Below are 26,512 nucleotides of genomic sequence, written 5' to 3' on the forward strand. Positions count from 1 at the left end.
TGAGTTTCACGATCTACGCCTTAATCAAGTGTCATTCATGACATGCTTTGGGTTGCCGAGGCGGGGCGCAGAAAATCATCGGACTCAGCATCTACTGGTAACCATTAGGCTAAAATTGCGGTCATTCACGACGGGAGATACCGTATGGGACGACAATATCGCAAATTTTGCAGCAGGGCATGGTTGCAACTGTGAAAACAAACCACGAACGCGCCATGAACCACACTCCTGCAGCCCGCACTACTCCGCGCCAGCGTTTCATTCTGAACCTCTCGGAGAGTGAACTCTTCCAGCACTACCAGAAGGCCTTCCACACCCTGACCTGCCTACCGCTGAGCCTAGAAGCGACTCAGGATGACTCTCCCATCGACAGCATCATCACTCGCAAGGGGGTGGCCGGTGTGGTGGAGACCCAAGTTCCGGTACGCGTGGGCAAAAACACCATCGCCATCATGTTGACCGGCGGTGTGCGCCTTCAGCCTGCCAATGCCGATACCTTCGCCCCCGTGGCCAAGGCTCTGCTGGATGAAGACCGCACCGCCGCAGAAATCCGTGCTGCGAAGGTGCACTTCGAACACGCGCCGGTCATGGAGCCAGCTCGCTATGATGCCGCGCTGGCCATCCTGCAGTCCTTTGCCCTCCAATTGGGGGACAGCGCGCACCGCTTGTTGTTTGCCACCGCTACGCATGAGCCCGAGGCGGTGCGCAATGCCAAGAGCTTCATCCATACCCATCTGGCGGAGCCCATGTCACTCGAAGCCGTTGCCAGCGCGGTGAACGTGAGTCCTTTCCACTTCTGCAAGCTTTTCAAGCGCTCCACGGGGCTGACGTTCACGGACTTCGTGAACCGCGCCCGCGTGGAAAAGGCGAAGCGAATGCTGATGAAGCCCGCAGCCCGCATCACTGAAGTGGCCTACGACGTGGGTTTCCAGAGCCTATCGCACTTTAACCGCAGCTTTCGCCGCATCGCCGATGAATCCCCCACGGAATTTCGCAGCCGCATGAAACACTGCGTCACGGCCCAGATGGCCGCTTAAACTTTGTCGCCATGCGCACCGCTCTGCGGTGTTTCGACGACACTGCCCCGGAGAGGCTGCCTGAGCGCGTTGGGCTACCCTCTTCGGGGTTTTTTGTGTACGCAGGCCATGCTGGGCGGCCGCTCCATACGAGAGCGCCGCTGAATGTCTCCATCTGCCCTATGCAGAAATCCGTTTTGTAGATGGCTGTCTCTCAAGCATCCAAGCCGAAGGCCGTGTGAACAACGCGGGCGGCGTTTTCGACTTCGGCTTCATCGACGATGACGGCGGTCTTGATCTCGCTGGTGGAGATCATCTGGATGTTGATCTTGGCGTCTGCGAGGGCCTTGAACATCTTGGCGGCGACGCCGCTGTGGCTGCGCATGCCGATGCCGACGACGCTTACCTTGGCGATGCTGCTCTGGGTGCGGAGATGGGCTTTCTCACCGAGGCCGGAGAGTTCGGCTTTGAGTACGGTTTCAGCTTTGGCGAGGTCCGCGCCGCTGAGGGTGAAGGAGATGTCGGTGATGCCGTCGAAGCTGACGTTCTGCACGATCATGTCGATCGTGATGTTGGCGGATGCGATAGCACCAAAGATGGCGGCGCTGATGCCGGGGCGGTCGGCGACGTCGTCGATGGTGACCTTGGCCTGATTGCGCTCGAGGCTGACGCCGCGGACGACGACGGACTCCATGCCGGGGGATTCTTCTTTCACGATGGTACCGGGGTTGTTGTTCATGCTGTTGCGCACTTCAAAGCGCACACCAAATTTGTTGGCAAACTCGACGCTGCGGCTCTGCATCACCTTGGAGCCGGAGGAGGCCATTTCGAGCATCTCTTCGTAGCTGATTTCAGGGATCTTCTGCGCGGTCTTCACCACGCGTGGGTCGCAGGTGTAAACGCCGTCCACGTCGGTGAAGATCTGGCAGAGGTCGGCCTTGATGGCGGCGGCCATGGCGATGGCAGTCAGATCGCTGCCGCCACGGCCGAGGGTGGTGATTTCGCCGCTGACGGTTTCGCCTTGGAAACCTGCGAGCATGACGATGTTGCCTTCGTCGAGCATCTTTTTCACCGCATCCGGGGTGATGTTGATGATGCGGGCCTTGGTATGCACGCCGTCGGTGGAGATGCCTGCCTGCGCGCCGGTGAGAGAGACGGCCTTGCCGCCGAGGGCATTGATGGCCATGGCGGTGAGGGCGATGGTGGTCTGCTCTCCGGTGGAGAGGAGGACGTCCATCTCACGCTCGATGGGTTCGCGCTCGGGGGAGACTTCTTTGGCGAGACGGATGAGGTTGTCCGTGACGCCGGACATGGCGGAGACAACGGCGACGACCTGATTGCCCGCACGCTGGGTTTCCAGAATGCGGCGCGCGCAATTGCGGATTCGCTCGGGGGTGCCGACGGAGGTGCCGCCGTATTTCTGGACAATGAGGGCCATGCTAGGGTTGGGGAAAGGGCGCGGAAAATGGCATGGTGGGGCGGGTGCGCAAGGACGGAGTTGGGGAAGAGGTCAAGGCGGGTCCTGTCAAGGGGTCAAGATGGATGCGCCGTCAAGAGTCGAATCCTTGACCCTTATACCAAGACCTTTCGTTCTTCCTCCGCGCTCAATGGCTTCCATTTCCCCGCCTCTAAACCCAGTTCCGCCAGTTTGAGGCTGCCGACGCTGACGCGAATGAGGCGGAGGGTGGGGAAGCCGACGGCGGCGGTCATGCGGCGGACCTGGCGGTTTTTTCCTTCGGTGAGGGTGAGCTCGAGCCAGGAGGTGGGGATGTTTTTGCGAACGCGGATGGGGGGATCTCGCGGTGGATGGGCGGGCTCGGGGTCGAGACGCTGGGCTTTGCAGGGCAGGGAGTGGAAATCCTTCAAGTCCATGCCGGAGCGGAGTTTGCGCAGGGCTTCGTCGGAGATCTGGCCGTCCACCTGGGCGTGATAGGTGCGCGGGTGGGCGTGGCGGGGATTGAGGAGGCGGTCGTTCCAGCGGGCTTCGTCGCTGAGAAGCAGGAGGCCTTCGGAGTCGCGGTCGAGACGGCCTATGGCATAGACGTTTGGTGGGAAACCGAATTCGGCGAGGGTGCGGTGGGAGGGGTGCTCCTGGGTGAACTGGGAGAGGACGTCGAAGGGTTTATAAAAGGCGAGGAGCATGCGTGCAGTTATTTTTCGGCAAGTGCCGCGAGCTTCTGCACCAATGCAGCACGGCGTGTCTCGTAGCTGCTTACCTCGCCAATTTTGGTGCTGCTTGAGACGGCTTTGGAAATGATGGAGACGAGGGCAATGATGCCGATGAGGGCGAAGCCACCCCCAAAGAGCTGGAAGATGAATGGAGCGCCCATGCGAGAAGAGCTGATGGCAAAAAAGAGGCCGAAGGACGTGAACAAGAGCATCATGATCATGCCAATCAACCCACCCGCGACTTTGGCTCCGGCTGGCAGTTGTTTGGCCTGGGTGGCGGCGACCTCAGGCGCATTCTCGCGGTCAAGGCGCTCGATCTCATTCTGCAGGGTGATGACTTCCAGGCTCTCGGCCATCTTGCCGGTGTTTTGGGCGATTTTGGCGACTTCCTCGGTGAAGATGGAAGTGTCGGTGCGCTTCACCTCCAGGCTGCTGTGGCAGAACTGGCAGGTGACGAAGCGCGTGCTGCCAGAGACTTGCAGCGGGGCGCCGCAGTGGTTGCAACGGACGGAGAGCGTTTCCATGCCGCGAGGCTAGCGGGCGCTTTGCAGATTTTCAAGGGTGGTTCCAAAACGCATCACATCTTCTAATGCGAGGCGCTTCTGCTCAAACTCCTCTTCGGTCAGGCGGCGTGGGATGTGATGGGGTTTGTCGAAGACGAGGGTGACTTTGGAAAAGGGCAGTGGCAGGAGGAATTCATCCCAAGTCTTGAACTGGATGGCGTGGCTGTAGTGCATGTGCACGGGTATGATGGGCACGCCGGTGAGCTGGGCGAGCTTCACAATGCCCGGCTGCACGCGATGGAGCGGGCCTCGCGGGCCATCGGGGGTGATGCCGATCTCGTAGCCTTCACGTGCCTTAGCAGCGAGGGCGATGAGGGCGCTCATGCCTTTCTCGGGCCTGGAGCTAGAGCCACGTTCGGCTTCGATGCCGAAGGTTTCACACACATCGGCGATGATCTGGCCATCGCCGCTGGGGCTGGTCAGAATGGTGCCGGGGACATTGGCGAACCATTCATGGTGCAGCCAGGGGATGAGGAACATGCGGTTGTGCCAGAAGGACCAGATCCAGCCTTTGCGTGTGGCATCAAACACACCTGCGTCATCGCGCACCTCCCAGCGCAAAGTTGTGCCGATGCCGCGCATGATCCATGCGATGATTTTGCCGGCGGATTTGATGCGGATTTTGGCCATGAGGGGCGCATCCTTGTCACGAAATGCCTGCGCATCAACCCGGCGATGCAGCCGGCAGCGACTTGACCAGTTCAATCACCGACCGGCCTTCCTCGCGGCGGAAATCGACATGGTCGAAAATTTGGCTGATGACATGGAGGCCGAGACCGCCGATGCGACAGTCGATCGAGGGGGGCACCACGAGCTTCTGAAAGTCCTCGTTGGTGATCCCGGCGCCGTAATGTTCGATGAGGATGCGAACGGAGTCAGGGGCAGATGCCAGGCGGCAGGTGGCGGTGCGTTCGGTGCTGGTGGAGCAGTAGGCGTATTTGCAGATGTTGCTCATCACTTCGTCACAGCCCAGCACGAGGAGGCCGGTGAATTCATCGTTCAGGCCATGATAGGCGGACCAAGTCTCGATGAACTCACGCACAAGGCGCAGGGTGTCGGGATGGCAGGAGAGGGCGATTTCCTCGGGTGCTGGTGGGGAGTGATCCGTGATCGTGAGCACGGTAGCGTCGTCCTGATAGCTCGAATCGTCGGCGAAGGTGTGCCATTGTTCGACGAGGTGTTTCAAGAAGCCATCGCCGTCGTTGGTGTGCTGCATGGCGGCGGCGAAGGCGGCGTCTTCAAAGTATTCCCCCGTGCTGTTCTGCACTTCGAGAATGCCATCGGTGTAGAGCATCCATTGGCGGCCGGTGCTGAAGGGAAGAGCCATCTCCGCATAGCGTGCGGCGCAGGTGATGCCGAGCGGCGCATTTCCTGGTGCAGCGACTTCCCTCCACGCTTTGCCGTCGAAGACTTGTGCACCCGGAAGGCCGGCGCAGCAGAGCCAAACGCGTCTTGTCTTTGGGCACACGAGCATGGCGTTGATGGCGATGAAGCGTCCTGCCTTCATCACGCCGCAAAGGCGTTTGTTCAATGTCGTCATCCACTCGGCGAGGTTCATCGAGACGCACAGATGCGCGGTGGAGGCGATGAGGGTGGTGCCGCGTGCCATGTCCAGTGCGGCAGGCAGGCCCTTGCCGCAGACATCGCCGACACCGATGAGAATTTTACCATCATCGATTTGGTGCCAGAAATAAAAGTCGCCGCCGACTTCGCTGGCGGGTTCGTAGAAGGTTTCGACGACCACGTCTCCAAGACGTACCTGAGGCGCGGGCAGGAAGGAGTTCTGGATCTCTGTGGCGAGCGAGAGCTGCTGCCGATTTTCGGCTTCTAGAATCGCCTTTTTTTGTGATTCTAGCCGCATCAGGGTCACGGCGATGAGGCTGCCAAAAGTTTCAAACATTTCCACGTCCTGCGCGGTGAAGGATGAGCCGTTGTTTGGATTGATGGCCTGCATTACCCCCAGGCAGTGGTCGCCATCCAGCAGGGGAATGGTGACCATCGCATGGGTGATGAGTTCGGACTGGTCGGAGGCAGGTCTGAAGTGGCGTGGGTCGTTGAGGGCGTCTTCAATGTTGACGGTCGTTTTGGTCGCATAGACATCACCGGCGATGCCTTTGCCTTTGGGGATACGAACCTCCAACGCATTGATATGGTCGAGCGTGGAGCGAATGAGGAGGTCCTCGCTGGGGCCGTCTGGCAGGAGGATGGAGCATACTTCGCAGTCCATGACCTCACGCGAACGCTGCAGGATGTGATCGACCAGTTCGACCAGATTGTGCGTGCTGCTCAGGCGACGGGCCACATCAAGCAGAACGCTTTGGCGGGAGGCGATGGGCTGTGGATTACTCACGGCGTTTGGCGAGTTCGCGGATGAGGCTTGAGGATAGCGGGAAGGACTAACGTTTACTGGTCAGATCGGCGGCGTTCAAGGCATCCTCAACGGTGGGCAGATGGGTGATGAAGTCGCCGAGGCGAACGATTTTGAACGAGGCATCCACACGGCCCTGAATGCCAGCCAGCGCAAATTCTGTGCCTGCGCCACTCGCGTGTTGAAAGTATTCCACCACCACGGCCCAGACGGGGGTGTTGACGAAGGTCACCTTGGTGAAGTCGATGATGAGGCGTTTGACCCCGGCCTTCATTTGCTCGCGCACGACTTTTTGGAATTCGGGTACGGTCGCCAGATCGGCATCGCCCTCGAGTTCGATGACGACGGCGTTGGGGTGGGTGCGAACGGTAGGTTTCATGAAGATGTCGGGCGGTCAGAGCCAGCCGGTTTGATTGAGGCGGCCGGTGAGTTCCATCTGGCGTTCCAGTTGTGCGGCATACAGCGCGGCATTTTCCGCATTGGGTTTGCAGCGGGTGGATTCGTCGAGGGTGACGAGCTTCGCGCAGAGCTGCTCGTAGCTGATGCGTTCCGTTCCGCTCTGATTGGCGTGGGCATAGGCGGCCTGGATGGCTCCGCCGAGGGCGGCACCTTCGCTGGTGCTGAGCGTGACGACTTCGGCATTGAAGCAGTCTGCTGCGATCTGACGCCAGACGCCGCTTTTGCTGCCGCCGCCGGTGAGGCGGATTTCGGTGGGGTTCATGCCGAGATCACGGAAGCGTTTCAAACCGTAGGCGAGGCCAAGTGTGGCACCTTCCACGGCAGCGCGGGCTAGGTTGGCCGGGGCCATGTTGGTCGGGCGGAGGCCATGGATGACACCAGAGCCATTCGGCAGATTCGGGGTGCGTTCGCCATTGAGGTAGGGCAGGAACATCACGCCATCCGCACCGACGGGGGCGGAATTCACGGCGTCTTCGAGCTGTCGGAGATCCCAGCCGAACATCTCGCGGACCTGTTCGGTGACGACGGTGACGTTCATGGTGCAGACGAGTGGGAGCCATTGATCCGTGCTGTCGCAGAAAGCGGCCACTTCGCCCTGGCCATCGACCACGGGGGATCCGGCCACGCCATAGAGTGTGCCGCTGGTGCCAAAGCTGGCGGTGACGACGCCGGGCTTGATGTTGCCGGTGCCGATGGCGCCCATCATGTTATCACCGCCGCCGGCGCTGATGATGACGTCGAGGTTCAGGCCCCATTTCACGGCGAGATCTTTGCGGATGGTGCCGTGCACGGATTTGGAAGAGCCGAGGGGGGGCAGCATGGCGCGAACGCTGGGATCAATGTAATCACAGATTTCATAGGCCCACTGGCGGGTGTTCACATTGAGGATGCCCATGCCGGAGGCATCGCCATATTCCATGCGCTTCACGCCGCTGAGCCAGAAGTTGATGTAGTCGTGTGGCAGCAGGATGGTTTTTGTCTTGGCGAAATTTTCGGGCTCGTTTTGCTTCAGCCAGAGGAGCTTTGGAATGGTGTAGCCGGGCAGCATGGCATTGCCAGCGATGGCGATGACGCCGGGCTGGCCGCCGAAATGATGGGCGATCTCTGCGCACTGCGCCTGAGTGGAGGTGTCGCACCAGAGTTTCGCGTGGCGGACGGGCTTGTCGTCTGCGCCGAGAGCCACGAGGCCGTGCTGCTGGCCGCTGACGCCGATGCCGGCGATTTTGGCCTTGTCCTTGCCGATTTGCTCAAGGCACTGCTGCACGGAGGCATCCACTGCATCGAGCCATGATTGTGGATCTTGTTCGAGGTGACCTGGCGGCAGTCCTGCGATCAATTCATAGGAGCTGTGGCCGGTGGCGACGATTTTGCCTGAGTCGAGGTCGAGGACGATGGCCTTGGTGCTCTGCGTGCCGCTGTCGATGCCGAGGAAATACATGAATGGAGGAGGGAGGTTGGGGACGGCGAAAGGTTTACGTTGGGGAGGGAGGGGAGGTCAAGAAATCAAGATGTCCAGAATCGGCCATTTTAAGCTGAATCAGTCAGCGTCTTGGTTTCTGACAGCGCATAGAGCCTCATGACGGAATCCTTGGTCAGCAGAATGATAGTGAAGATACCGAGCAGAATGCCGAACGGAAAATGCAGGCAGTTCAGGCCGGCAATGACGATGGAAAATGTGCGGTTGGTACGGCGATGAATGAACCGACCGGACATCAAGGTGAGAACAGCGCCCGCCACAATCAGGACGCCGAAGATGAGATAGAACCACTGGAAGAGGTGGAAAAACTCGGCCGGGTTGAAGGGCGGCGGCTCTTTGGCCTTTTCCCATAGCTTTGGATTGTCAAAGACCATGCGCATGATGCCATAGTGCAAAACCAAAAAGCCGAGTGCGAGAAGAGAAAGGCCGGAGACGACGTAATGACAAATCGCGAGGGTGCGCAGATTCTCAGCGTCCTTGTTGGGAATGGGTGGTGGTTGCATGGGAGACGTGATTGACGCTGACAGGGCTCAATCCTTCGACTGGATATTCCCGGATTTGCGGATGGCGCGCATGAGCCGCCAGCCGAAGAAGAGTGAGACTGCATAGCCGAGAGCGCCGAAAATGGACACGTCGTAGAACAAGGGTGCGGCCTGGCGGCTCCAGAGCTCACTGGAGCCGAGAAAGATCGCGGCGGTGAGGATGCCGAGGACGAGGCGGTTGACGATGGGATCGAGGTGGCGGTGGTCGATGTGAACCGTGAATGAGCCGTCGCGGAAACGGGCGAGCAAGTCGGTGAGATCTCGCGGCAGCGCGGTGAGCAGACGATTCCAGACGCGGAAAGAGCGACGGGCGCGTTTGGCGATGCGGCCTGGCGAGAACCGGCGGAGCATCAGACGTGTGCAGTAGGGCTGCATCAGCGCGGCCAGGCTTATATCCGGACTGAAGCGGCGCGAGGTGCCTTCCAGCACGATGAGGGTCTTTAGCAGCATGGCGAGCGCCGGGGGCAGCACGATGTGATGACTGCGGATGATCTCGACGAGGCTGCTCAAGGCTGCGCCGACGTGGATGTCATTGAGCGGGTGGCCGGTATAATCCGCCATGAACTCCTGCAAGTCTGCCCGCAGCTTGTCACGTGAGCAATCCGCTGGCACGGAGCCGAGGCGGAGGACCTGCTCGGCCACGAGTTCGGAGTCGTTTTCCACGACGCCGAAGAGCAGTGCCTCGACTTCATCGCGCAGATCTTCATCGATGCGGCCGACCATACCACAGTCTATGACGCCCACGATGTTGCCGGGCAGCAGGAAGAGGTTTCCGGGATGGGGGTCGGCGTGGTAGAAGCCGTCGCGGAAGACCATTTCGAGATACATGTTGGCTCCCCGTTTGGCGAACTCGCCGAGATCCACACCGGACTGTTGCAGCGCCTCGATGTCGGAACCGATGAGGCCGTTCATGCGCTGCATGGTGACGACTTGATGCGAGCAGAGTTCGCTGAAGAGTTCCGGGATGCAGACGGTCGGGTCGTCGGCGAAGTTGCGGGCAAACTCCTCCTGATTCTGCCTTTCGTAGGTCAGGTCGAGCTCGCGCAGCAGGGTGCGGCGGAACTGGCGTACAACAGCCAGCGGCTGGTAGGAACGCAGGGCGGGCGAATGCTGTTCCAGCAGTTCGGCGAGCGCCTGTACGATCTCGACGTCCGTGGCGGCTTGTTCGGCCACGCCAGCACGGCGTACTTTGACGACGACGCTATGACCCGTGTGGAGCCGGGCGGCATGGACTTGGGCGACGGATGCGGCGGCGAGAGGCGTGTCATCGAAGGAGGCAAAGAGCTGCTCAATGGGCTGGCCGAGTTCGGCTTCAATCGTCGCACGGGCGATGGCGGAGGGGTCGGGTGGGACATTGGCCTGCAGCTGGGAGAGCTCCTCGGTCAATTCAGGGCCGAGCATATCGGCACGGGTGCTGAGCATCTGGCCGAGCTTGATGAAGGTGGTGCCTAATTCTGTGAGCGCCATGCGCACACGCGCAGCCTGCGTCACGCCGGCGGTGAGGGACTGGCCATCGGAGCTCTTGAGGCGGTCCTGCAGCCAGGCGTATTTGAAGCCGCCGAACAAATCCGCCAGACCGTACTTGCCGAGTACGGCGGCGATTTCTGCGATGCGCTTGGCATAACGTTCGAGGCGGGCCAGGGCTTCAATCTTCATTTGAGGCAACCTTCACAGGAAAGAGGTGCCTGACAATGCGGAATGCTCACTCTCGGCTGGCAGTTTCGACAGGTTTAGGTATGCATTGGCATGAGCACTCCTAAAATCCTTGCCTTTGCGGGCAGCACCCGTTCCGCGTCCTACAACAAGCAGCTTGTGAGTATTGCCGCTGATGCCGCACGTGCCGCCGGAGCTGAAGTCACGCTGCTGGATCTGCGTGATTACCCGCTGCCCTTGTATGACGGGGATTTGGAAGACGAGCAGGGGCTGCCTGAGAATGCCAAGAAACTGAAGGCGATCTTTCGCGAGCACGATGCGCTGCTGATTGCCTCACCGGAGTACAACAGTTCCATCACCGGTGTGCTGAAGAACACGCTCGACTGGGTTTCTCGTGGCGAAACGGACGATGAGCCGGCGCTGGCTGCCTACCGTGGCAAGACGGCTGCTTTGATCAGTGCTTCCCCGGGAGCTCTTGGCGGACTGCGGGGACTTGTGCATCTGCGTGCCATTTTGGGCAACATAGGCATCATTGTTCTGCCAGACCAAGTGGCGGTGTCGAAGGCCTATGAAGCCTTTGATGAGAAGGGTGGACTCAAGGATGAACGCACTGCCAAGCAGGTGACGCGGGTGGCGCAGGGACTGGTCGATTTCTTGAAGAAGCACCTGGGCTGAACAGGCGCTCGCCTCACGGACGATGACCTCAAGAACGAGGTTCGGCTTTTTTCGTGCCGGGGCCGCGGGTGCGTTCGGACTTGATGGTAACGGGGGCGAGGCGGATGGTCTCAACCTGGACCACCACGGGTGGAGAAAGGTTGGATGCATCCTGTGCGGCTACGATTGCAGCCGCTGAGTGTGCTTTACGCATGGAGGCGATTTTGGCCTCCAGTTCAGCAAGCTCACGGCGGGCGGCCTCGATCTGACCGGGAAGTGCCCCGTTTGTTGTCGCGTCGGTTTGGGAGGCGTCTTCGTGGTGGGGCTGGCGACGAGACGGGGCGATTTGCGATCCGCCTTGGGAACTGTCGGACTGTGCGTCGCGGTAGCGCTGTTCGACAGCGGCGAGGCGTTTTCTGCCATCGAAAAGCTGCTGTTTCGTTGAGGCAAGATCCTCGTTCAGCTGTTCCAATTCAGCGCGTTTGGCGTCGGTTTCGACGTAGATGTTGGTTTCGGCAGCAAGTGAGGCGTTGCGTGCTGCGAATTCTGCATTGCGCGCAGCCAGTTTCTTTTCGCATGAGGCGAGCTCTTCCTGCTGACGCCGGAGCGAAGCTTCGGCGGCCGCGCAACGATGTTCCAATTCAGCACGGTTGGTGTCGGTTTCGACGGCAAGTGAGGCGTTGCGTGCGGTGAGCTCTGCATTGAGCGCTGCCAGTTTCTTTTCGTATGAGGCGAGCTCTTCTTGGTGACGCTGGAGCGAAGTTTCGGCGGTCGCGCAACGCTGTTCCAATTCTGTGCGGTTGGCGTCGGTTTCGACGGCAAGTGCGGAGTTGCTTGCGGCGAGTTCTGCATTGCGCGCGGCCAGTTTCTTTTCGCATGAGGCGAGCTCCTCCTGCTGATGCTGGAGCGAAGCTTCGGCGGTCGCAGCACGCTGCTCCAACTTCATGAGGAGAGATTCGAGATCTCTGATGGAGGCCTCATCACTCTGCTGTTTGGCGCTGAGCGCCGCGCTGGAGGTGCTGAGCGAGAGATGTTTTGCCTCCTCCTCAACAATGCGCTTTTCATGTTCAATGATCTGCTGGCGCAGGGAGTTTAGAAGTGCCTCGTCCTGTTCGCACTCATCACGCACCTGTTTAAGACGGGCGTCGGTCTGCTCTTTTTGAGCGGCCAGATTTTCGATCTGCTGCTGAGCTTCGGCAGCGGTGGCGGTGAGACGCTGGACCTCAGTGGACTTTTCGTAATGCTGGGTATTGAGGCGTTCGAGGGCGGTGGTTTTATCCGCGTGCTGGCTGGTCAGGGAATTGATAGCTTCCAGCCATTCGCGGTGTGCGGTCTCGGCCTGCTGCACAGCAGCCTGCGCGGGGGCGAGCTTTTCCTCCTCGGCGGTCAGTGATTCCACGCGGGACAGATGCAGGGAGCGTTCTTTTTCAGCACGCTTCTCCCACTCCCGCAGCTCTTTTTCAGCGGCAGCGACCTCGGCTTTGAGCCGTGATTTCTCTGCTTCCAATTGGGCCGTGGCTTCCACATGGGCGTTGTCGGGAGGTGCCGATGCAGGGGGTGCCGGAGGAGCAAGAGCTTCAGAAACGGGAACTTTAACCGTCGAATTGGAGACTGGAGGCGCTGCGGGTGTGGCTTTTGCGGGGGGGGGGCTTGTGGCCGGATGTTCAAGATCGAGTGTGCCTACGAGCGGGCCAAAGGCGATGGTGTCGCCATGGAGCAGGGTGCAGCTGAGCTGGCGCTCACCATTGACGAAAGTGCCTGCTGTGGATTTCAGGTCAAAAACCTGAAGGCTGCCGTCGGCGTTTTCGACGATTTCAGCATGGTGCGAAGAAATGCGCTCGTCATCGACCACAATGTCATTGTCCTCGTCACGTCCGAGGGTGATGTGTTCCTTGAGAGGAACCACCACTTCTTGTCCGTCTTCGAGAACGAAAGTGAGTTTGGCCATGGGAGATTTTTGCGTTGAAACCGCCGCAGCAAAGTCGATGAAGTGAGTGGAATCAATCAGGCATTTGAATCTGCGGGAAAATGATGCAGGAACAGGGCCTCAAGCTGAGGTTTTTTTGGCCAAACGGTCGATGGCGGCCTCGAAATTCTTGAGCTCGGTGTGGGCGAGGTCGGCCTGCTGGCGCAGCTCACTGCGCTGGCGCTCCGCTTCAGTGATGTCGATACGCAGTTCGACGAGCTTGTGTTCGAGCTCACCAAGGCGTTCACGCCGCTTTTCTTCCTCGGCGTGGGATGTTTCGATGGTGGACTGCAAAGCGTGATGGCGCTCCTGATCCTGACGAATTTTAGCCTCAAGATGGCGGGTCTGCTCACGCAGCATGGCTTCGGCGGCGGGGCTGGCGCGATGGGGTGCTTCATGACGCATACGTTCGAGGCGTATGTGTTCAAGGCGGGATTCCTCGCGCTGGACGCTTTCACGCAGGTGGCTGAGGCGTGATTTTAGAGTGGTCTCCTGCGCGAGGACCACTGCCGGGACTCCGCCAGAGCGGGTTTTGCGAGGAGGCTCAGGTTCGACCGTCACCGGCGGTGCGCTGGGAGGGAGAGGGGCAGGGGTTGCACCCGCCTGCGCTTGGGTGCGTGCGGTGGTGATGAGTTCATGGAGCCCCGCTTTTTCTCTTTCGATTTCATGCCAGAGGTCGCGCGCCTCGGTGGAATCCCGCGGCAGGGTGGCGAGGCGTGCGTAGAGCAGGTCCATGGCCTCTTTCCATTCACGCAAGGGCTGAAGATGGGACAGGAGATCCGCCAAGTCTGTGCGTGCGGACTCAAGACTGGAGGCGTGCTGCTGCTGCTGAGCGGCGTGTTCTTTTTCCGCCTCAGAGACAAGCTGGAAGACTTCCTCGAAACGAGTGCGGTGACTGCGTTCGGAAGCGTCAAGCTGCGTGAGCTCGGCGCGCAGGTCCGCCTCGCGAGCGTGCAGAACAGCGATGCGGCCCTTCGCGGCGCTTTCCTCAGCTGCGAGTGTCTTCATGACGGGATTCACCTCTGCGATCTGGGCTTCGAGGGCTGCGGAGGTGGTTTGCACCTTCACAAGCTGCTCTTCTGCGGTGGCAAGCTGCGTCTGGACGACGGTGAGTTTTTGCGCGGTGTCAGCAAGTGCCTGACACTGCTGATCGAGCTCAGCGTGGCGTGCCTGGGTTTGGGCAAGCTGCTGCGTTTCAGCGGCGAGTTCTGCGCTGCGGGTGGCGAGGTCCTTCTGGCATGCGGCGAGTTGATTCTGAAGGTGTTGCAAGGACTCTGCGGCGTGCTGCCGTGATACGACGGCCTGCTGGTGGGACTCCTGCAGCGTGGCGATGCTGGATTCGAGATCCTGGACTGCAGCGGTGGAGCGCTGCTGATCCAGACCCAGCGCTGCAATGGCGGCTGTGAGTGTGGCATGCTGGGCCTCGGCTTCCTGGCAATGCGCACGAGCCTGGACGAGTTTTTCCTCCGTGCCGGTGAGTTCGTGGATGTGGGCCTCTATCTGAGCGCGGTGGTGGGAGAGCTGCTCGATTTTCTTTTCTGCGGCTTTCAACTGATCAGCGCGAATCTCGAAAATTTCCCTGCTCTGGTGACTGCGTGTTTCGAGTTCGGCGAGCTGGCGGCGCAGGTCATTTATTGCAGTCTCATCCTGTACGCTCTCAGCGCGGATTTGATGGAGGTGGGCAAGGGCCTGATCCCGGTGCGTGGCCAGTCCTTCCAACTCATGCCTGGCGGCGATTTCGTCCTGGCCGAGACGCTGCAAATCGGCGGCTTTCTCCTCATGCTGGGTGGTGAGGCGCTGCAGGGAGGCGGTGTGTTCCTCGTGTCGGGTGGCTAGAGATTGGATGGACTGGAGCCACGCGCCATGCGCTGTCTCGGCTTCGTGAACTACGGTCTTGATGGGGGTGAGGCGTTCTTCCTCGGCGCGGAGAGAGTCGATGCGGGCCAGGTGCATGGCATGCTCTGCTGCGGACTGTTCCTGCCAGTCGCGGAGCTCTTTCTGCACGGTGTCCAGTTCGGACTGCAGGCGTGCTTTTTCCATTTCAAGCTGTGCGTTGGAGTCGGGTCTGCCGCCTCTGCTGCGTTTGCGGGTGGCGATTTTGCCGGCTTGGACCGGCTGGTGGATGGTGACAGCCTGGGTGACATCTTCTGCCGCCGCCGGGGCGAGAGCGGGGGAGTTGCCGTTGGCTGGATGATCGGTGAAATCAATCACGGCGGTCAGGGGGCCGAAAGTCAGCTCGTCTCCATGGCGGATGGTGCGGCTGCGCACGCGCTCGCCGTTGACGAAGGTGCCGGCGGTGGAGTTGGAATCAAACAACTGGATGGTGCCGTCCGCATTGTGGACCAGTTCGGCATGGCGTTTTGAGATACGGTCGTCATCGACGACGACATCGTTGTCGTCGCCACGCCCGATCGTGATGTGCTCTGCCAGGGGGACCACGACTTCCTGGCCGTCATCGAGTACAAAAGTGAGTTTTGCCATGGTTGTGGAAGAAATCGAGGCTGCGGGAAATTAGAATCAAATCCGATTTTGAGTGCTGAATCAATCTTGCATTTTTTTCGATGTCGCAATCCTGTCCCCGCCATGCATTCTGAAGCTGAAGCTCATCTCTCCAAGCGCTGCTCTGTCATGCGCCGGCTGATCAAGTCGCATGGCCCATGCCTGCTGGTGCCGCTGAAGAGGTCGCCGTACGAAGCGCTGGTCAGCGCGGTGGCGCACCAGCAGTTGCATGCGAATGCGGCGGAGGCGATCCTGCGCCGCTTCAAGGCGTTGTTTCCGAATACGCGCTTCCCCCGGCCAGAACAGGTGATGGAAGCGAGCGATGAGGCCCTGCGTGGCTGCGGCTTTTCCATGGGCAAGATTCTTGCCATTAGTGATATTGCCGCGAAGACGATCAGCGGGCAGATCCCGAAGCGCGCGGCGGCGCTGAAGCTGGATGATGAGGAATTGATCGAACGGCTCGTCGCGGTGCGTGGGGTGGGCCGCTGGACGGTGGAGATGCTGCTGATCTTCACTCTTGGCAGGCCGGACGTGTTTCCCAGTGATGACTTCGGCGTGCGCAGCGGCTGGCGTGTGGCGAAGAAGCTCGATGAGATGCCGAAGCCGAAGGAATTTCGCGCCTTGGCGGAACGCTGGCAGCCGCATCGTACCCTGGCTGAGTGGTATCTGTGGCGCGCGGCGGATGCCGCAAAGGTCTGAGGGCCGGGGATGTAGGGAAGAAACGTGTCGTTGCTAATCACCCTTTCGGCGGTTAATGGCACGGATGCCTTTTAAAGCTCTCGGCCTCGATCCGAACATCCTCACTGCAATTCAAGAAGCCGGTTACACGGAGCCTACCCCTATTCAAGCTGCGGCGATTCCGGTGGTGATTGCGGGTGGAGATGTCATTGGCATTGCACAGACGGGGACCGGCAAGACGGCGGCCTTCACATTGCCGATCCTGACCCGCCTGACATCGAATCCGGTTCCTCAGGGGCAACGCCGCCGGACGCGGGTGCTTGTGCTGGCACCGACGCGTGAGCTTGTGGCGCAGATTGAGGAGAATGTGATGGCCTACGCGAGACATCTGCCGCTGAAGATTGCCAAGATCTATGGCGGTGTGGGCGAGAAGCCGCAGAAGGACGCGCTGCGCGCCGGAAGTGACATCGTGATCGCCTGCCCGGGCCGTTTGCTTGATTTGATGGAGCAACGCTGTGCGGATTTCTCCCAGCTCGAATACCTTGTGCTGGATGAGGCTGACCGCATGCTGGACATGGGCTTCCTGCCGGACATCCGCCGCGTTATCAATCAACTGCCGAAGAAGCGGCAGACGCTGATGTTTTCCGCCACGCTCTCGAAGGAGATCGAAACCCTGACGCATGAATTCCAGCGTGCGCCGAAGATTGTGCAGATCGGCAAGCGGGCGAATCCTGCGGAGTCGGTGACCCAGCTTGTCTATGAAGTACACAAGCATCTCAAGATGCCGCTGCTTTCACACCTCCTGCAGGATGAAAAGATGCAGATGGTGCTGGTCTTCAGCCGAACGAAGCATGGTGCAGACAAGATCGCCAAGAAGCTTGAATCAACCGGCGTGAAGTGCGCGACTCTGCATGCCAACCGCTCGCAAAACCAGCGTCTGCGCGCGCTGGATGATTTCAAGACGGGCACGGTGCGAGTGCTTGTGGCCACGGATATTGCTGCGCGCGGTATCGATGTGGATGGCATCTCTCACGTGGTGAATTTCGACTTCCCGCACATCGTGGAAGATTATGTGCACCGCATTGGCCGCACGGGCCGTGCGCAGGCCATCGGCGATGCGATTAGCTTTGTCTCACCTGATGAGCAGCCTGATGTGCGCAAACTGGAGCGCTTTATCAATCGTGGTCTGGTGCGTAAAAAGGCAGAAGGCTTTGATTACAATGCCGCGCCTCAGCCTATCAGCGATGACCGGCCTGAACGCCGTGAGCAACGCAGCTTCCAGCAACGCCGTCCGCAAGGACAGGGCGGGCCGCCAAGAGGCGGGCAGGGTGGAGGTCGCTCAGGTGGTGGTGGTGGTCAAGGTGGAGGACGTTCCGGTGGTCAAGGAGGCCAGGGCGGCCAAGGTGGTGGTGGCGGACGTCAGGGCGGTGGCGGCGAGCGTCGCTCTTCGTCGGGCGCAGCGCCCCGGCAGCCAGCTCAGATGCCTCAACAAAACACCTCTCCTGACGGCGCACGGGGGCTGTGGAAGCGGCTGACGGGACGGTAGGAGTCCCTTAGATTGCGTGTGTTTGGCTTCATGTGATTTTTCAATCATATGGATGCCACTGCGTCAAACGGCCCGAAGCTGGGGACGTTCGTGAGCTAGGGTGTTTGCCACACGCTCACAGACGGACGGGCTGTCGCCACATCCGTCCTACGCCGGTCACTTTGCGAACCAGCTTTTTGCCAGCGGATTGGTGGCGAAGAATTCGAGCAACTGCTTGGCGACTTTTTCGCGGCCGCTGTTGCTGGGGTGGGTGCCGTCGGGGCCGAAGTCGTCTTTGGTGTATTTGAGGTCGTCGAGTTTGCGACCTTTTTCGCCGTCTGCCCAGAGATAGGGGCCCCAGAGGAGGAGGGGTGACTTACTGAGGGCGAGGGAATCATCTCCGCCCATCTGCTGCTGAATGAGGTGACGCACGGCGAAGGCCCCCTCATACGCATAGGGTTCGGGATTGAGGCCGGTGTTGGCATAGCCGGCGTAGATGCGGCTGCCGAGATAGGCGATGCGGAGATTGGGGAAGCGCTCTTTGAGAAGGTGCAGGACTTTGAGGGTGTCGGCCTCCAGCGTGGCCAGGTGTTCGGTCTTGGAGCCGGAGGGGCCGGCGTTGGCGAGCTTGACCCAGGCAACTTGGACCTGCTGCGGGCTGACTTCCGCACGTTGCAGGCGGTTCATGGCTTCAGGCCACGGGCGGCCTTCAGGCTGGGCCCAGGCGGCCATGGTTTGACCGCCTTGGGCGCAATCCACGATGGTGAGTTTGTCGGACTTGCGCGGGTCTTTGTCGGCGATGCCTTTGAAGAAGGAGAACTCCTGGGTGGCGTTGGACATGCTGACGGAGACGAGTGCGATCTTGCCGCTGTCGGACGGTTTGCCTGCGGCATCGAGCGGTTTGATCTGGGCGAGTGAGTCAGCGGCTGATTTTTTCAACGCCTCGGGTTGTTCGTTGTTGCCTTTGCCGTAGAGGCCGCCGTCCTCGCCTTCATACGATTCACTGGCGGCCATGTCCGTGAGGGGCTTGAGTGTGTCAGGCGCTTTGCGTTGATTGGTTGGGTGGCCGCCGCCACCTGGACGACTGCCACCGCCTTTGCGGGCTTCCTTGGCTTTGTTGAGGTAGGACTGCTCCTCGGGACTTAGCTTTTCGCCGCGTTGCTCGCGTTGGTAGAGCTGCTTGGCTTTGTCCCAGTCGATGGGGGCGCTGGTGGTCTGGCCGAACAATGAAATGCCGCCGAGGAGGAGCACAGCGAAGAAGGGAAGGCGAACGATGGTCTTCATGGTGGGAGGCTTCAACACCGGTGGTGGGGATTGGATGCGGGGCGGGCAAAAAGCTTTTCGTCTTGTCATCTGCCCGCCAAGCCTTCAGCCTGTCCGGCTTCCGCCCATGTCCGATTCCAACAGCACCCGTCGCGTCGTCCTTGCCAGCTTCATCGGCACCACCATCGAGTGGTATGATTTCTTCCTGTATGTCACGGCGTCCGCGCTGGTGTTTGGCAAGCTGTTCTTCACCACCATGGACCCTCTGGCGGCGACGATGGCTTCGTTTGCGACGAATGCCGTGGGGTTCTTTGCGCGGCCGCTGGGCGGCATCGTGTTTGGACATTTTGGTGACAAGCTGGGGCGCAAATCCATGCTGGTGACTACGCTGATGATGATGGGCCTGGCCACGTTTGGCATCGGCCTGCTGCCGACGTATGATCAGGCGGGGATTCTTGCCCCCATCCTGCTCGTCACGCTGCGGTTTATTCAAGGGCTCGGCGTGGGTGGAGAATGGGGCGGTGCGGTGCTCATGGCGGTGGAGCACGGCAAACCGGGGCAGCGGGGATTTCTGGCGAGCTGGGTGCAGGCGGGTGTGCCCATCGGCCTGCTGCTCGCCACAGGTGTGTTCCGCACGCTGTCCTCGGTGATTCCGGAAGAATCCTTCATGGCCTGGGGCTGGCGCATTCCGTTCTTGGTCGGCATTTTGCTGCTCGGAGTCGGTATGTTCATTCGCCTGCGCATCTTGGAAAGTCCGGTTTTTACCGAGGCCCAAAAGTCCAGCAGCACGACTGAGATGCCCATCCTTGAGGTGATTCGTAAGTATCCGCGCAATGTCCTGATCGCGATGGGGGCGCGGTTTGCCGAGAATGCATTCTTTTACGTCATCACGGCCTTTGTGCTCACCTATGCCACGCAGCAGGCTGGTTTTAGCAAGGATCAGGTGCTGCAGGCGGTGCTCATCGGCTCCAGCGTGCAGTTTTTTGTCATCCCGTTCTTTGGCTGGCTTTCGGATCGTGTCGGCCGACGGCCGGTTTACCTCGGGGGAACGCTCTTCGTCGGGCTGTTCGCGTTTCCGTTTTTTTGGCTCGTGGATTTGAGAAGCACCGATGCGCTTTGGATCGCTGTCACCGTAGGACTCATCATTCACAGCGCCATGTATGGCCCTCAGGCGGCGTTTTTTTCGGAGCTGTTTGGTACGCGGGTGAGATACAGCGGGGCATCGCTCGGCTATCAGCTTGCTTCGCCTCTGGCGGGGGGGCTGGCACCGCTCATTGCCACGGCGTTGCTGGATCAAAGTGGCGGCAAGCCATGGCCTGTGGCGGTGTATCTTATTATCATGGCCGTCATCACACTGGTCGCCGTTTGGATGGCCGAGGAGACGAATGAGAAGTCGCTGTGAGACAAGGTGCGCGTCCTATTTGGCCTAAAAAGTGTCCGTCGAGAGTCTGACGAACCAGTTGCAGAGCGCCCCGTTTCGTCTCCCTTGGCTCTCCTACCATGAACGACGCTTTCCCTGACATCCCTAAAATTCAGTATGAAGGGCCTAAGAGCCGCAATGCGCTCTCCTTCAAGCACTACAATCCTGACGAAATCGTCGGCGGTAAAACGATGCGCTCGCAGATGCGGTTCGCGGTCGCCTACTGGCACGCGATGCGCAACACGCTGTCCGATCCCTTCGGTGGCGGCACGGCCCAGCGCCCATGGGATGACGGCAGCAACTCCGTGGCCAATGCGCAGCGCCGCGTGTGGGCCTGCTTTGAGTTCATGGACAAGCTCGGCGTGGATTACTACTGCTGGCATGATCGTGATGTGGCTCCTGAGCTCGACACGCTGGCCGAGAGCAACGCCGCTTTTGACGCCGTGGCCGATGAGCTCGAAAAAGCACAGAAGCAGACCGGCAAGAAGCTCCTCTGGGGCACCGCCTGCCTCTTCTCCCATGCGCGTTATTGCCAGGGTGCCTCCACGAGTCCGAATGCGGGTGTGTTTGCCTACGCTGCCGCGCAGGTGAAGAAGGCCATGGACGTCACGCATCGCCTCGGCGGTGAAGGCTACACCTTCTGGGGTGGCCGCGAAGGCTACGCGACGCTTTGGAACACCGACATGAAGCGGGAGGTCAATCACCTGGCCCGGCTGCTGCACATGGCGGTGGATTACAAGAAGAAGATCGGTTTCACCGGCCAGTTCTACATCGAACCGAAGCCGCGTGAGCCTTCCACGCATCAGTATGATTCGGATGCTGCTGCCTGCTTGAACTTCCTGCGCGAGCATAACCTGCTTGAACACTTCAAGCTCAACCTTGAAACCAATCACGCCACGCTTGCGGGTCATTCCATGCGTCATGAGATGCAGGTGGCGGTGGCTGCGAATGCGTTGGGTTCCGTGGATGCCAACACTGGCGACACGCTCATCGGCTGGGACACCGACCAGTTCCCGACCAACATCTACCTCACCACCGAGATCATGCTCGAAGTGATCAAGATGGGCGGCCTCACCACCGGTGGCCTCAACTTCGACGCCAAATGCCGTCGTGAATCCTTTGAACCCGTCGATCTCTTCCACGCCCACATCGGCGGGATGGACGCCTTTGCCCGCGGCCTCAAGATCGCCCATGCGATGATCGAAGACGGTCGAATCGATGCCTTCATCAAGCAGCGTTACAGCACCTACGACAGCGGCATTGGTGCAAAGATCGAGAAGGGTGAAGTCGGCTTCGCTGAACTCGAAGCCCACGTCCTCGCCAATGGCGAACCGTTGCTCGGCAGCGGCCGTCAGGAGATGATGGAAAACTTGGTGAACGACTACCTGTAAAAACGGAGATCAGTCCTTCAAACTCTATCGTGAGGCGGCCGGAAACGGTCGCCTCATTTTTTTGATAATTTATGGTCAGAGAATTCAGGGGGAATACAAGGCTCACTGATTTTACTCAGAGATAAGAATAATGCGTGCACATCAATATGCATATATGGGGTGATGTACCCAGACAGGTCATGCAGACTTGCAAGCACCTCCGAACTGAGGCACCGGTTCGCATGACTGATCCGCTTTGGTTTAAAGACGCTGTCATCTATCAACTGCATATTCGTGCTTTCTGCGACGGCGATGGAGATGGGATAGGAGATTTTAGGGGCCTGATCTCCAAACTTGATTATCTGGAGCAACTGGGCGTCACAGCACTCTGGCTTCTGCCCTTTTATCCATCACCCCTGCGCGACGACGGGTACGACACCGCCGATTACATGTCGGTGAACCCGACCTACGGCACGCTCGCGGATTTCCAGGAATTCCTCGACGAGGCGCACCGCCGCAACATGCGCGTGATCACCGAACTGGTGCTCAATCATACCAGCGATCAGCATGCCTGGTTTCAGAGCGCGCGCCGTGCCAAACCCGGCTCCCCTGAGCGTGATTTTTACGTTTGGAGTGATACGCCGGAGCCCTACCGTGAAGCACGCATCATCTTCAAGGACTTCGAGCAGTCTAACTGGGCCTGGGATCCGCTCGCCAATGCCTATTACTGGCACCGCTTCTACGCGCATCAGCCGGACTTGAACTGGGACAACCCCGAGGTGGAAAAGGTGATGTTCAAGACCATCGATTTCTGGCTCAGCATGGGGGTGGACGGCCTGCGTCTGGATGCTGTGCCTTACTTGATCGAACGGGACGGCACGAATTGCGAAAACCTGCCCGAAACGCATGCGATCCTTCGCCGGTTGCGCGCGCACATCGACAGCAACTTTCCCAATCGCATGCTGCTTGCAGAGGCAAACATGTGGCCGGAAGACGCTGTGGCCTACTTTGGCAAAAACGGAGACGAATGCTCCATGGCCTTCCACTTCCCGGTCATGCCGCGCCTCTTCATGGCGCTGCAGATGGAGGATCGTTTTCCCATCATCGACATCCTTGAGCAGACGCCCGCCATTCCCGCGAATTCCCAGTGGGCCATGTTCTTGCGCAACCACGATGAGCTGACCCTCGAAATGGTTACGGACGAGGAGCGCGACTATATGTACCACGTCTATGCGGCGGACCAGCGTGCGCGCATCAACCTCGGCATCCGCCGTCGCCTGGCGCCTCTGCTACGCAACAGCCGCCGCAAGATCGAGCTGCTCAATGTGCTCCTGCTCTCCCTGACGGGCACGCCGATCATTTACTATGGCGACGAAATCGGCATGGGTGACAACATCTACCTCGGTGATCGCAATGGAGTGCGCACGCCGATGCAGTGGAGCATGGACCGCAACGCGGGCTTCTCCCGTGCGAACGCTCAGCAGCTTTATTTCCCGGTCATCATCGATTCGGAATATCATTACGAAGCCGTCAATGTGGAGACGCAGGAGCGCAATCCTTCCTCATTGTTGTGGTGGACACGCCGCATCGTGGCCATGCGCCAGCGTTTCAAGGCCTTTGGCCGTGGCAGCATGGAGTTCCTGCACTCGGACAATCCGCGCGTGCTCGCTTTTGTGAAGGAGTTCGAGGATGAAAAAATCCTTGTGGTCGCCAATCTGTCCCGATTTGCGCAGGCGGTGGAGCTTGATCTCGCCCGCTGGCAGGGACTTCGCCCCAAGGAGGTCTTCAGTCACAATCAGTTTCCCGTCATTGCCGCCACCCCCTATTTCCTCACCATGGGGCCGCACGATTATCTCTGGCTGACCTTGGAGGCAAACGCTGATCCGCTGCGCATCGGTGCGGATTTCACGCCACCGTTGGTTGAACAGCCGCCCACATGGGCCAATGCGCTGGAGGCACTGCGCAGCCACTTGTTCACTGACCGCATGCTGCCAGATTGCTTGCAGCACTGCCGCTGGTTCGGCGGCAAAGCGCATGCCTTGCGCAGCGTGGAGGTGAAGGAAGCCTTGTCTCTTGGCCACACCACTCTCGGAGGTGACGCTGGCCGTCTGGCCTTCCTCCAGGTCAATTATTTTAAGCTCACTCCGGAAGTGTACCTCATGCCGCTGCAACTAGCTGTTGCCGGCAACGCCTCCGAGTCTGTCGTGGCACGCTTTGCCTCCCCCGAAGGTGAGGGCGTGTTGTTTGACGCCCTCGACGACGAAAATTTCCGTTCTGCATTGTTCGAGATCATTCTCGGCGAAAAGCATCTGCGCGGTGCTACAGGCGAGCTGGTAGGCACCTGTAGTGATGGTCTCAAGGCGCAGGCTGCGGAGATAGCCCTGCCGCTGCCGTCACGTGCGCTGCGCGCGGAACAAAGCAACTCTGCGGTCATTTATGACAACCGCTTTTTCCTCAAGCTCTACCGCAAGCCGGAAGTCGGCCGGAATCCTGATGCCGAACTTTTGCGCTTCCTCAGCGAGCGCCAGAAGTTCCCGAATGTTCCAGCCTACTGCGGAGCTATTGAGCACCGGGTTCAAGGCGCGGAGCCACGGGTGCTGGCATTGCTTGTGGCGAATGTGCCAAATGAAGGCGATGCTTGGAGCTACACGCTGAATGCACTGGGTCGCTACTATGAGCGCGTGCTGACGCATGAACATCTGCTGGCGCAGCCCAAGGAGGATGCCTGCGAATTCATCCCCCCTGCGCTCATCGACGAGATCGTCGGCGGCGTCTATCCTGAGCGCGTTCGTCAGCTTGGCGAGCGCACGGCTCAGATGCATCTCGCACTGGCGGCGGACTGTGATGACCCGGATTTTTCACCGGAGGAGTTTACTGGTCACTACCAGCGCTCACTCTATCAGTCCATGCGCTCCGGCACCCGGCGAATGAGTCAGTTGTTAAAGCTCAAACTCGCGGATCTTCCGGACCAGTATCGTGAAGTGGCTGCTGGGTTGCTTAGCCGAGAAGAGGAAATTCTCAGCCGTCAGGCGGGCATGCTGGATCACAAGATCACGGCCACCCGCATCCGGCATCACGGCGACTACCATCTCGGCCAGGTGCTGAATACAGGCCGTGATTTTATCATCATCGACTTTGAGGGCGAGCCCGCCCGTCCGCTCAGCGAACGCCGCATCAAGCGCTCACCCCTGCGTGATGTCGCGGGCATGCTTCGCTCATTCCATTATGCCGCCCATACGGCGCTCACGCCGTTGAATGGCCTGCGTGCCGAGGAAACCGAGCAGCTTGAAAAGTGGGCGGAAATCTGGGTCGAGCAAATCAGTGCCAACTTCCTCGACGCCTATCTCACCACCGCCAAGGGTGCCTCCTTTTTGCCGAAGGATGAGAACACACTGAAGGTTTTGCTCGATGTCTTCCTTCTGGAAAAGGCAGTGTATGAAGTCTGCTACGAACTCAACAACCGCCCTGACTGGCTCTCCATTCCGGTGCGCGGCATTACTCGCATTCTTGACGGAGGACAGCACTCATGAAAAGTGGGGCGCGCAAATTGCGCCCGCAAGGCGCTGAAATCATCCCGGACGGAGTACGCTACCGCATCTGGGCGCCGGAGCGGCGGCATGTGGAGGCGCGGATCATACCCTCTGAGGGTGGCACAGCACGGACCCTGATCTTAGCGATGGATGCTGACGGCTATCACGCTGGAGTGGATACCCAAGGAGTAGCAGGAGATCGCTATCAATACATGGTGGATGGTGCCGGACCGTTCCCAGATCCTGCCTCACGCTCCCAGCCGGATGGCGTGCACGGGGTGTCTTCGGTGGTCGATCCTCATGCCTATGCGTGGCAGGATTCAGGATGGAAGTGTCCGCCGCTGCGTGACCTTGTGCTTTACGAAATTCACATTGGCACTTTCACACCTGAAGGAACTTTTTTGGCTGTCATCGGGAAGCTCCCGTATCTGAGTGATTTGGGAATCAATGCGCTGCAGATCATGCCGGTGGCTGATTTTCCGGGTGCCCGGAACTGGGGCTACGATGGTGTGAGCCTGTTTGCTCCGGCGCGCTGCTATGGAACCCCGGACGACCTGCGGGCACTGGTGGATGCCGCGCATGAGCAGGGAATCGCGGTGGTCCAAGATGTGGTGTACAATCATCTGGGGGCCGATGGGAACTACCTTGGCGTTTACAGCCGCTTTTACTTCAATGATGAAGTGCATACGCCTTGGGGAGCGTCGCTCAATTATGACGGTCACCAGCACCCGGCGGTGCGCGAGTATTTTCTTTCCAACGTGGCCTACTGGCTGGATGAATTTCATTTCGACGGTCTGCGCCTGGATGCCACGCATGCGATTCTGGATGCCTCATCCCGCCATCTGCTCGCGGAGATCGCGGATGCGGCGCATGAACGCGGCGCTTTTGTCATTGCCGAGGACGAGCGCAATCTGGCGGCGGTGATCGCCACCGACGGCCACGGCATGGACGCGGTGTATGCGGATGATTTTTGCCACTCCATCCAGGTGGCATTGGGTGATAACTCCTACCGGGAAGACTTCACAGGGAGTGCTACGGAACTAGCCGATGAGCTGTGGCATGGCTGGCACTATCGAGGACAGGTGAGCCAGCATCTCGGTGTGGCACGTGGCGGCGCAGGCGACCACCTGTCACCGGAAAAATTTGCCTTATGCATCAGCAATCACGATCAAGTCGGCAACCGCGCCTTTGGTGAGCGCCTGCATCAGCTCACCACGCCTGCGGCGTATCGCGCGGCCAGCGCCCTGCTGCTGCTAGCTCCGGCAACGCCAATGCTTTTCATGGGCCAGGAATGGGGGGCGGAAACTCCGTTTCAGTACTTCACCAATCACAACGATGAACTCGGCCGCCTCGTCACCGA

The 26,512-nt window shown here is 59.7% G+C and carries 20 protein-coding genes; 8 read left to right on the forward strand and 12 right to left on the reverse strand.

Annotated features, from left to right (window positions below):
* The first annotated feature begins 215 nt into the window (after positions 1 to 215).
* Positions 216 to 1,037 (forward strand): AraC family transcriptional regulator, encoded by an 822-nt coding sequence (locus tag PSV43_RS09555; RefSeq protein WP_300196151.1) that lies wholly within the window; start codon positions 216 to 218, stop codon positions 1,035 to 1,037.
* A gap of 193 nt (positions 1,038 to 1,230) precedes the next feature.
* Here PSV43_RS09555 and PSV43_RS09560 read toward each other — a convergent pair whose 3' ends face one another.
* From PSV43_RS09560 to PSV43_RS09600, 9 genes are all read right to left on the reverse strand, one after another.
* Positions 1,231 to 2,454: an aspartate kinase gene (locus tag PSV43_RS09560; protein WP_300196153.1), complete on the reverse strand. Its 1,224-nt coding sequence runs from the start codon at positions 2,452 to 2,454 to the stop codon at positions 1,231 to 1,233.
* A 134-nt stretch (positions 2,455 to 2,588) separates the two neighbouring features.
* The gene (locus PSV43_RS09565; RefSeq protein WP_300196155.1) at positions 2,589 to 3,158 is read right to left on the reverse strand and encodes a pseudouridine synthase; all 570 of its coding nucleotides are present in this window, start codon (positions 3,156 to 3,158) and stop codon (positions 2,589 to 2,591) included.
* 8 nt (positions 3,159 to 3,166) lie between these two features.
* Positions 3,167 to 3,709 carry a hypothetical protein gene (locus PSV43_RS09570; RefSeq protein WP_300196157.1) on the reverse strand — a complete coding sequence of 181 codons (543 nt, stop codon included), beginning with the start codon at positions 3,707 to 3,709 and terminating at the stop codon, positions 3,167 to 3,169.
* A 9-nt stretch (positions 3,710 to 3,718) separates the two neighbouring features.
* Complete coding sequence (locus PSV43_RS09575; RefSeq protein ID WP_300196159.1) at positions 3,719 to 4,378, reverse strand: lysophospholipid acyltransferase family protein; 660 nt, start codon at positions 4,376 to 4,378, stop codon at positions 3,719 to 3,721.
* A gap of 34 nt (positions 4,379 to 4,412) precedes the next feature.
* On the reverse strand, positions 4,413 to 6,098 hold the full coding sequence (locus PSV43_RS09580; RefSeq protein ID WP_300196161.1) for a SpoIIE family protein phosphatase: 1,686 nt from the start codon (positions 6,096 to 6,098) through the stop codon (positions 4,413 to 4,415).
* Positions 6,099 to 6,144: 46 nt separating this feature from the next.
* A complete protein-coding gene (locus PSV43_RS09585; RefSeq protein WP_300196163.1) occupies positions 6,145 to 6,495 on the reverse strand; it encodes an STAS domain-containing protein in 351 nt (116 codons plus the stop codon).
* A 15-nt stretch (positions 6,496 to 6,510) separates the two neighbouring features.
* Entirely contained in the window at positions 6,511 to 8,013 is a 1,503-nt protein-coding gene (gene xylB, locus PSV43_RS09590; protein ID WP_300196165.1) for a xylulokinase, read from the reverse strand.
* Positions 8,014 to 8,102: 89 nt separating this feature from the next.
* Positions 8,103 to 8,555, reverse strand: a complete 453-nt coding sequence (locus tag PSV43_RS09595; protein ID WP_300196167.1) for a hypothetical protein — start codon at positions 8,553 to 8,555, stop codon at positions 8,103 to 8,105.
* 27 nt (positions 8,556 to 8,582) lie between these two features.
* The gene (locus tag PSV43_RS09600; RefSeq protein ID WP_300196169.1) at positions 8,583 to 10,250 is read right to left on the reverse strand and encodes an AarF/UbiB family protein; all 1,668 of its coding nucleotides are present in this window, start codon (positions 10,248 to 10,250) and stop codon (positions 8,583 to 8,585) included.
* 90 nt (positions 10,251 to 10,340) lie between these two features.
* Between PSV43_RS09600 and PSV43_RS09605 the strand changes: the two genes are divergently transcribed.
* The gene (locus PSV43_RS09605) at positions 10,341 to 10,922 is read left to right on the forward strand and encodes an NAD(P)H-dependent oxidoreductase (protein ID WP_300196172.1); all 582 of its coding nucleotides are present in this window, start codon (positions 10,341 to 10,343) and stop codon (positions 10,920 to 10,922) included.
* A 28-nt stretch (positions 10,923 to 10,950) separates the two neighbouring features.
* Here PSV43_RS09605 and PSV43_RS09610 read toward each other — a convergent pair whose 3' ends face one another.
* Complete coding sequence (locus PSV43_RS09610; RefSeq protein ID WP_300196173.1) at positions 10,951 to 12,849, reverse strand: FHA domain-containing protein; 1,899 nt, start codon at positions 12,847 to 12,849, stop codon at positions 10,951 to 10,953.
* A 99-nt stretch (positions 12,850 to 12,948) separates the two neighbouring features.
* Complete coding sequence (locus PSV43_RS09615; protein WP_300196175.1) at positions 12,949 to 15,348, reverse strand: FHA domain-containing protein; 2,400 nt, start codon at positions 15,346 to 15,348, stop codon at positions 12,949 to 12,951.
* Positions 15,349 to 15,450: 102 nt separating this feature from the next.
* Here PSV43_RS09615 and PSV43_RS09620 point away from each other — a divergent pair, with 102 nt between their 5' ends.
* Complete coding sequence (locus tag PSV43_RS09620; RefSeq protein WP_300196177.1) at positions 15,451 to 16,065, forward strand: hypothetical protein; 615 nt, start codon at positions 15,451 to 15,453, stop codon at positions 16,063 to 16,065.
* A 64-nt stretch (positions 16,066 to 16,129) separates the two neighbouring features.
* Complete coding sequence (locus tag PSV43_RS09625) at positions 16,130 to 17,590, forward strand: DEAD/DEAH box helicase (RefSeq protein ID WP_300196179.1); 1,461 nt, start codon at positions 16,130 to 16,132, stop codon at positions 17,588 to 17,590.
* A gap of 156 nt (positions 17,591 to 17,746) precedes the next feature.
* Here the strand turns inward: PSV43_RS09625 and PSV43_RS09630 are convergent, their stop codons facing one another.
* Positions 17,747 to 18,853 (reverse strand): hypothetical protein, encoded by a 1,107-nt coding sequence (locus PSV43_RS09630; protein WP_300196181.1) that lies wholly within the window; start codon positions 18,851 to 18,853, stop codon positions 17,747 to 17,749.
* Positions 18,854 to 18,959: 106 nt separating this feature from the next.
* Here PSV43_RS09630 and PSV43_RS09635 point away from each other — a divergent pair, with 106 nt between their 5' ends.
* The 4 genes from PSV43_RS09635 to treZ all read left to right on the forward strand — a co-directional run.
* Entirely contained in the window at positions 18,960 to 20,234 is a 1,275-nt protein-coding gene (locus tag PSV43_RS09635; RefSeq protein ID WP_300196183.1) for an MFS transporter, read from the forward strand.
* A 98-nt stretch (positions 20,235 to 20,332) separates the two neighbouring features.
* Positions 20,333 to 21,643, forward strand: coding sequence for a xylose isomerase (gene xylA, locus PSV43_RS09640; protein ID WP_300196185.1), 1,311 nt, complete (start codon positions 20,333 to 20,335; stop codon positions 21,641 to 21,643).
* 221 nt (positions 21,644 to 21,864) lie between these two features.
* The gene (treS, locus tag PSV43_RS09645; protein WP_300196187.1) at positions 21,865 to 25,152 is read left to right on the forward strand and encodes a maltose alpha-D-glucosyltransferase; all 3,288 of its coding nucleotides are present in this window, start codon (positions 21,865 to 21,867) and stop codon (positions 25,150 to 25,152) included.
* Positions 25,149 to 26,512 (forward strand): malto-oligosyltrehalose trehalohydrolase (gene treZ / locus PSV43_RS09650; protein WP_300196189.1); only part of this gene is annotated, 1,364 nt, incomplete at its 3' end. The genes treS and treZ, both read left to right, overlap by 4 nt.

Origin of the sequence: Prosthecobacter sp. (assembly GCF_029946185.1) — a bacterium.
Taxonomy (GTDB): domain Bacteria; phylum Verrucomicrobiota; class Verrucomicrobiia; order Verrucomicrobiales; family Verrucomicrobiaceae; genus Prosthecobacter.

Excerpts from the sequence above, each read along its gene's own strand:
- PSV43_RS09615 (WP_300196175.1), bottom strand. The coding sequence starts at position 15,348 with ATGGCAAAACTCACTTTTGTACTCGATGACGGCCAGGAAGTCGTGGTC.
- PSV43_RS09625 (WP_300196179.1), top strand. The coding sequence starts at position 16,130 with ATGCCTTTTAAAGCTCTCGGCCTCGATCCGAACATCCTCACTGCAATT.
- PSV43_RS09605 (WP_300196172.1), top strand. The coding sequence starts at position 10,341 with ATGAGCACTCCTAAAATCCTTGCCTTTGCGGGCAGCACCCGTTCCGCG.
- PSV43_RS09585 (WP_300196163.1), bottom strand. The coding sequence starts at position 6,495 with ATGAAACCTACCGTTCGCACCCACCCCAACGCCGTCGTCATCGAACTC.
- treS (WP_300196187.1), top strand. The coding sequence starts at position 21,865 with ATGACTGATCCGCTTTGGTTTAAAGACGCTGTCATCTATCAACTGCAT.
- PSV43_RS09600 (WP_300196169.1), bottom strand. The coding sequence starts at position 10,250 with ATGAAGATTGAAGCCCTGGCCCGCCTCGAACGTTATGCCAAGCGCATC.
- PSV43_RS09595 (WP_300196167.1), bottom strand. The coding sequence starts at position 8,555 with ATGCAACCACCACCCATTCCCAACAAGGACGCTGAGAATCTGCGCACC.
- PSV43_RS09565 (WP_300196155.1), bottom strand. The coding sequence starts at position 3,158 with ATGCTCCTCGCCTTTTATAAACCCTTCGACGTCCTCTCCCAGTTCACC.
- PSV43_RS09570 (WP_300196157.1), bottom strand. The coding sequence starts at position 3,709 with ATGGAAACGCTCTCCGTCCGTTGCAACCACTGCGGCGCCCCGCTGCAA.
- PSV43_RS09575 (WP_300196159.1), bottom strand. The coding sequence starts at position 4,378 with ATGGCCAAAATCCGCATCAAATCCGCCGGCAAAATCATCGCATGGATC.
- PSV43_RS09560 (WP_300196153.1), bottom strand. The coding sequence starts at position 2,454 with ATGGCCCTCATTGTCCAGAAATACGGCGGCACCTCCGTCGGCACCCCC.
- xylB (WP_300196165.1), bottom strand. The coding sequence starts at position 8,013 with ATGTATTTCCTCGGCATCGACAGCGGCACGCAGAGCACCAAGGCCATC.
- PSV43_RS09620 (WP_300196177.1), top strand. The coding sequence starts at position 15,451 with ATGCATTCTGAAGCTGAAGCTCATCTCTCCAAGCGCTGCTCTGTCATG.
- PSV43_RS09555 (WP_300196151.1), top strand. The coding sequence starts at position 216 with ATGAACCACACTCCTGCAGCCCGCACTACTCCGCGCCAGCGTTTCATT.
- PSV43_RS09635 (WP_300196183.1), top strand. The coding sequence starts at position 18,960 with ATGTCCGATTCCAACAGCACCCGTCGCGTCGTCCTTGCCAGCTTCATC.
- PSV43_RS09630 (WP_300196181.1), bottom strand. The coding sequence starts at position 18,853 with ATGAAGACCATCGTTCGCCTTCCCTTCTTCGCTGTGCTCCTCCTCGGC.
- xylA (WP_300196185.1), top strand. The coding sequence starts at position 20,333 with ATGAACGACGCTTTCCCTGACATCCCTAAAATTCAGTATGAAGGGCCT.
- PSV43_RS09610 (WP_300196173.1), bottom strand. The coding sequence starts at position 12,849 with ATGGCCAAACTCACTTTCGTTCTCGAAGACGGACAAGAAGTGGTGGTT.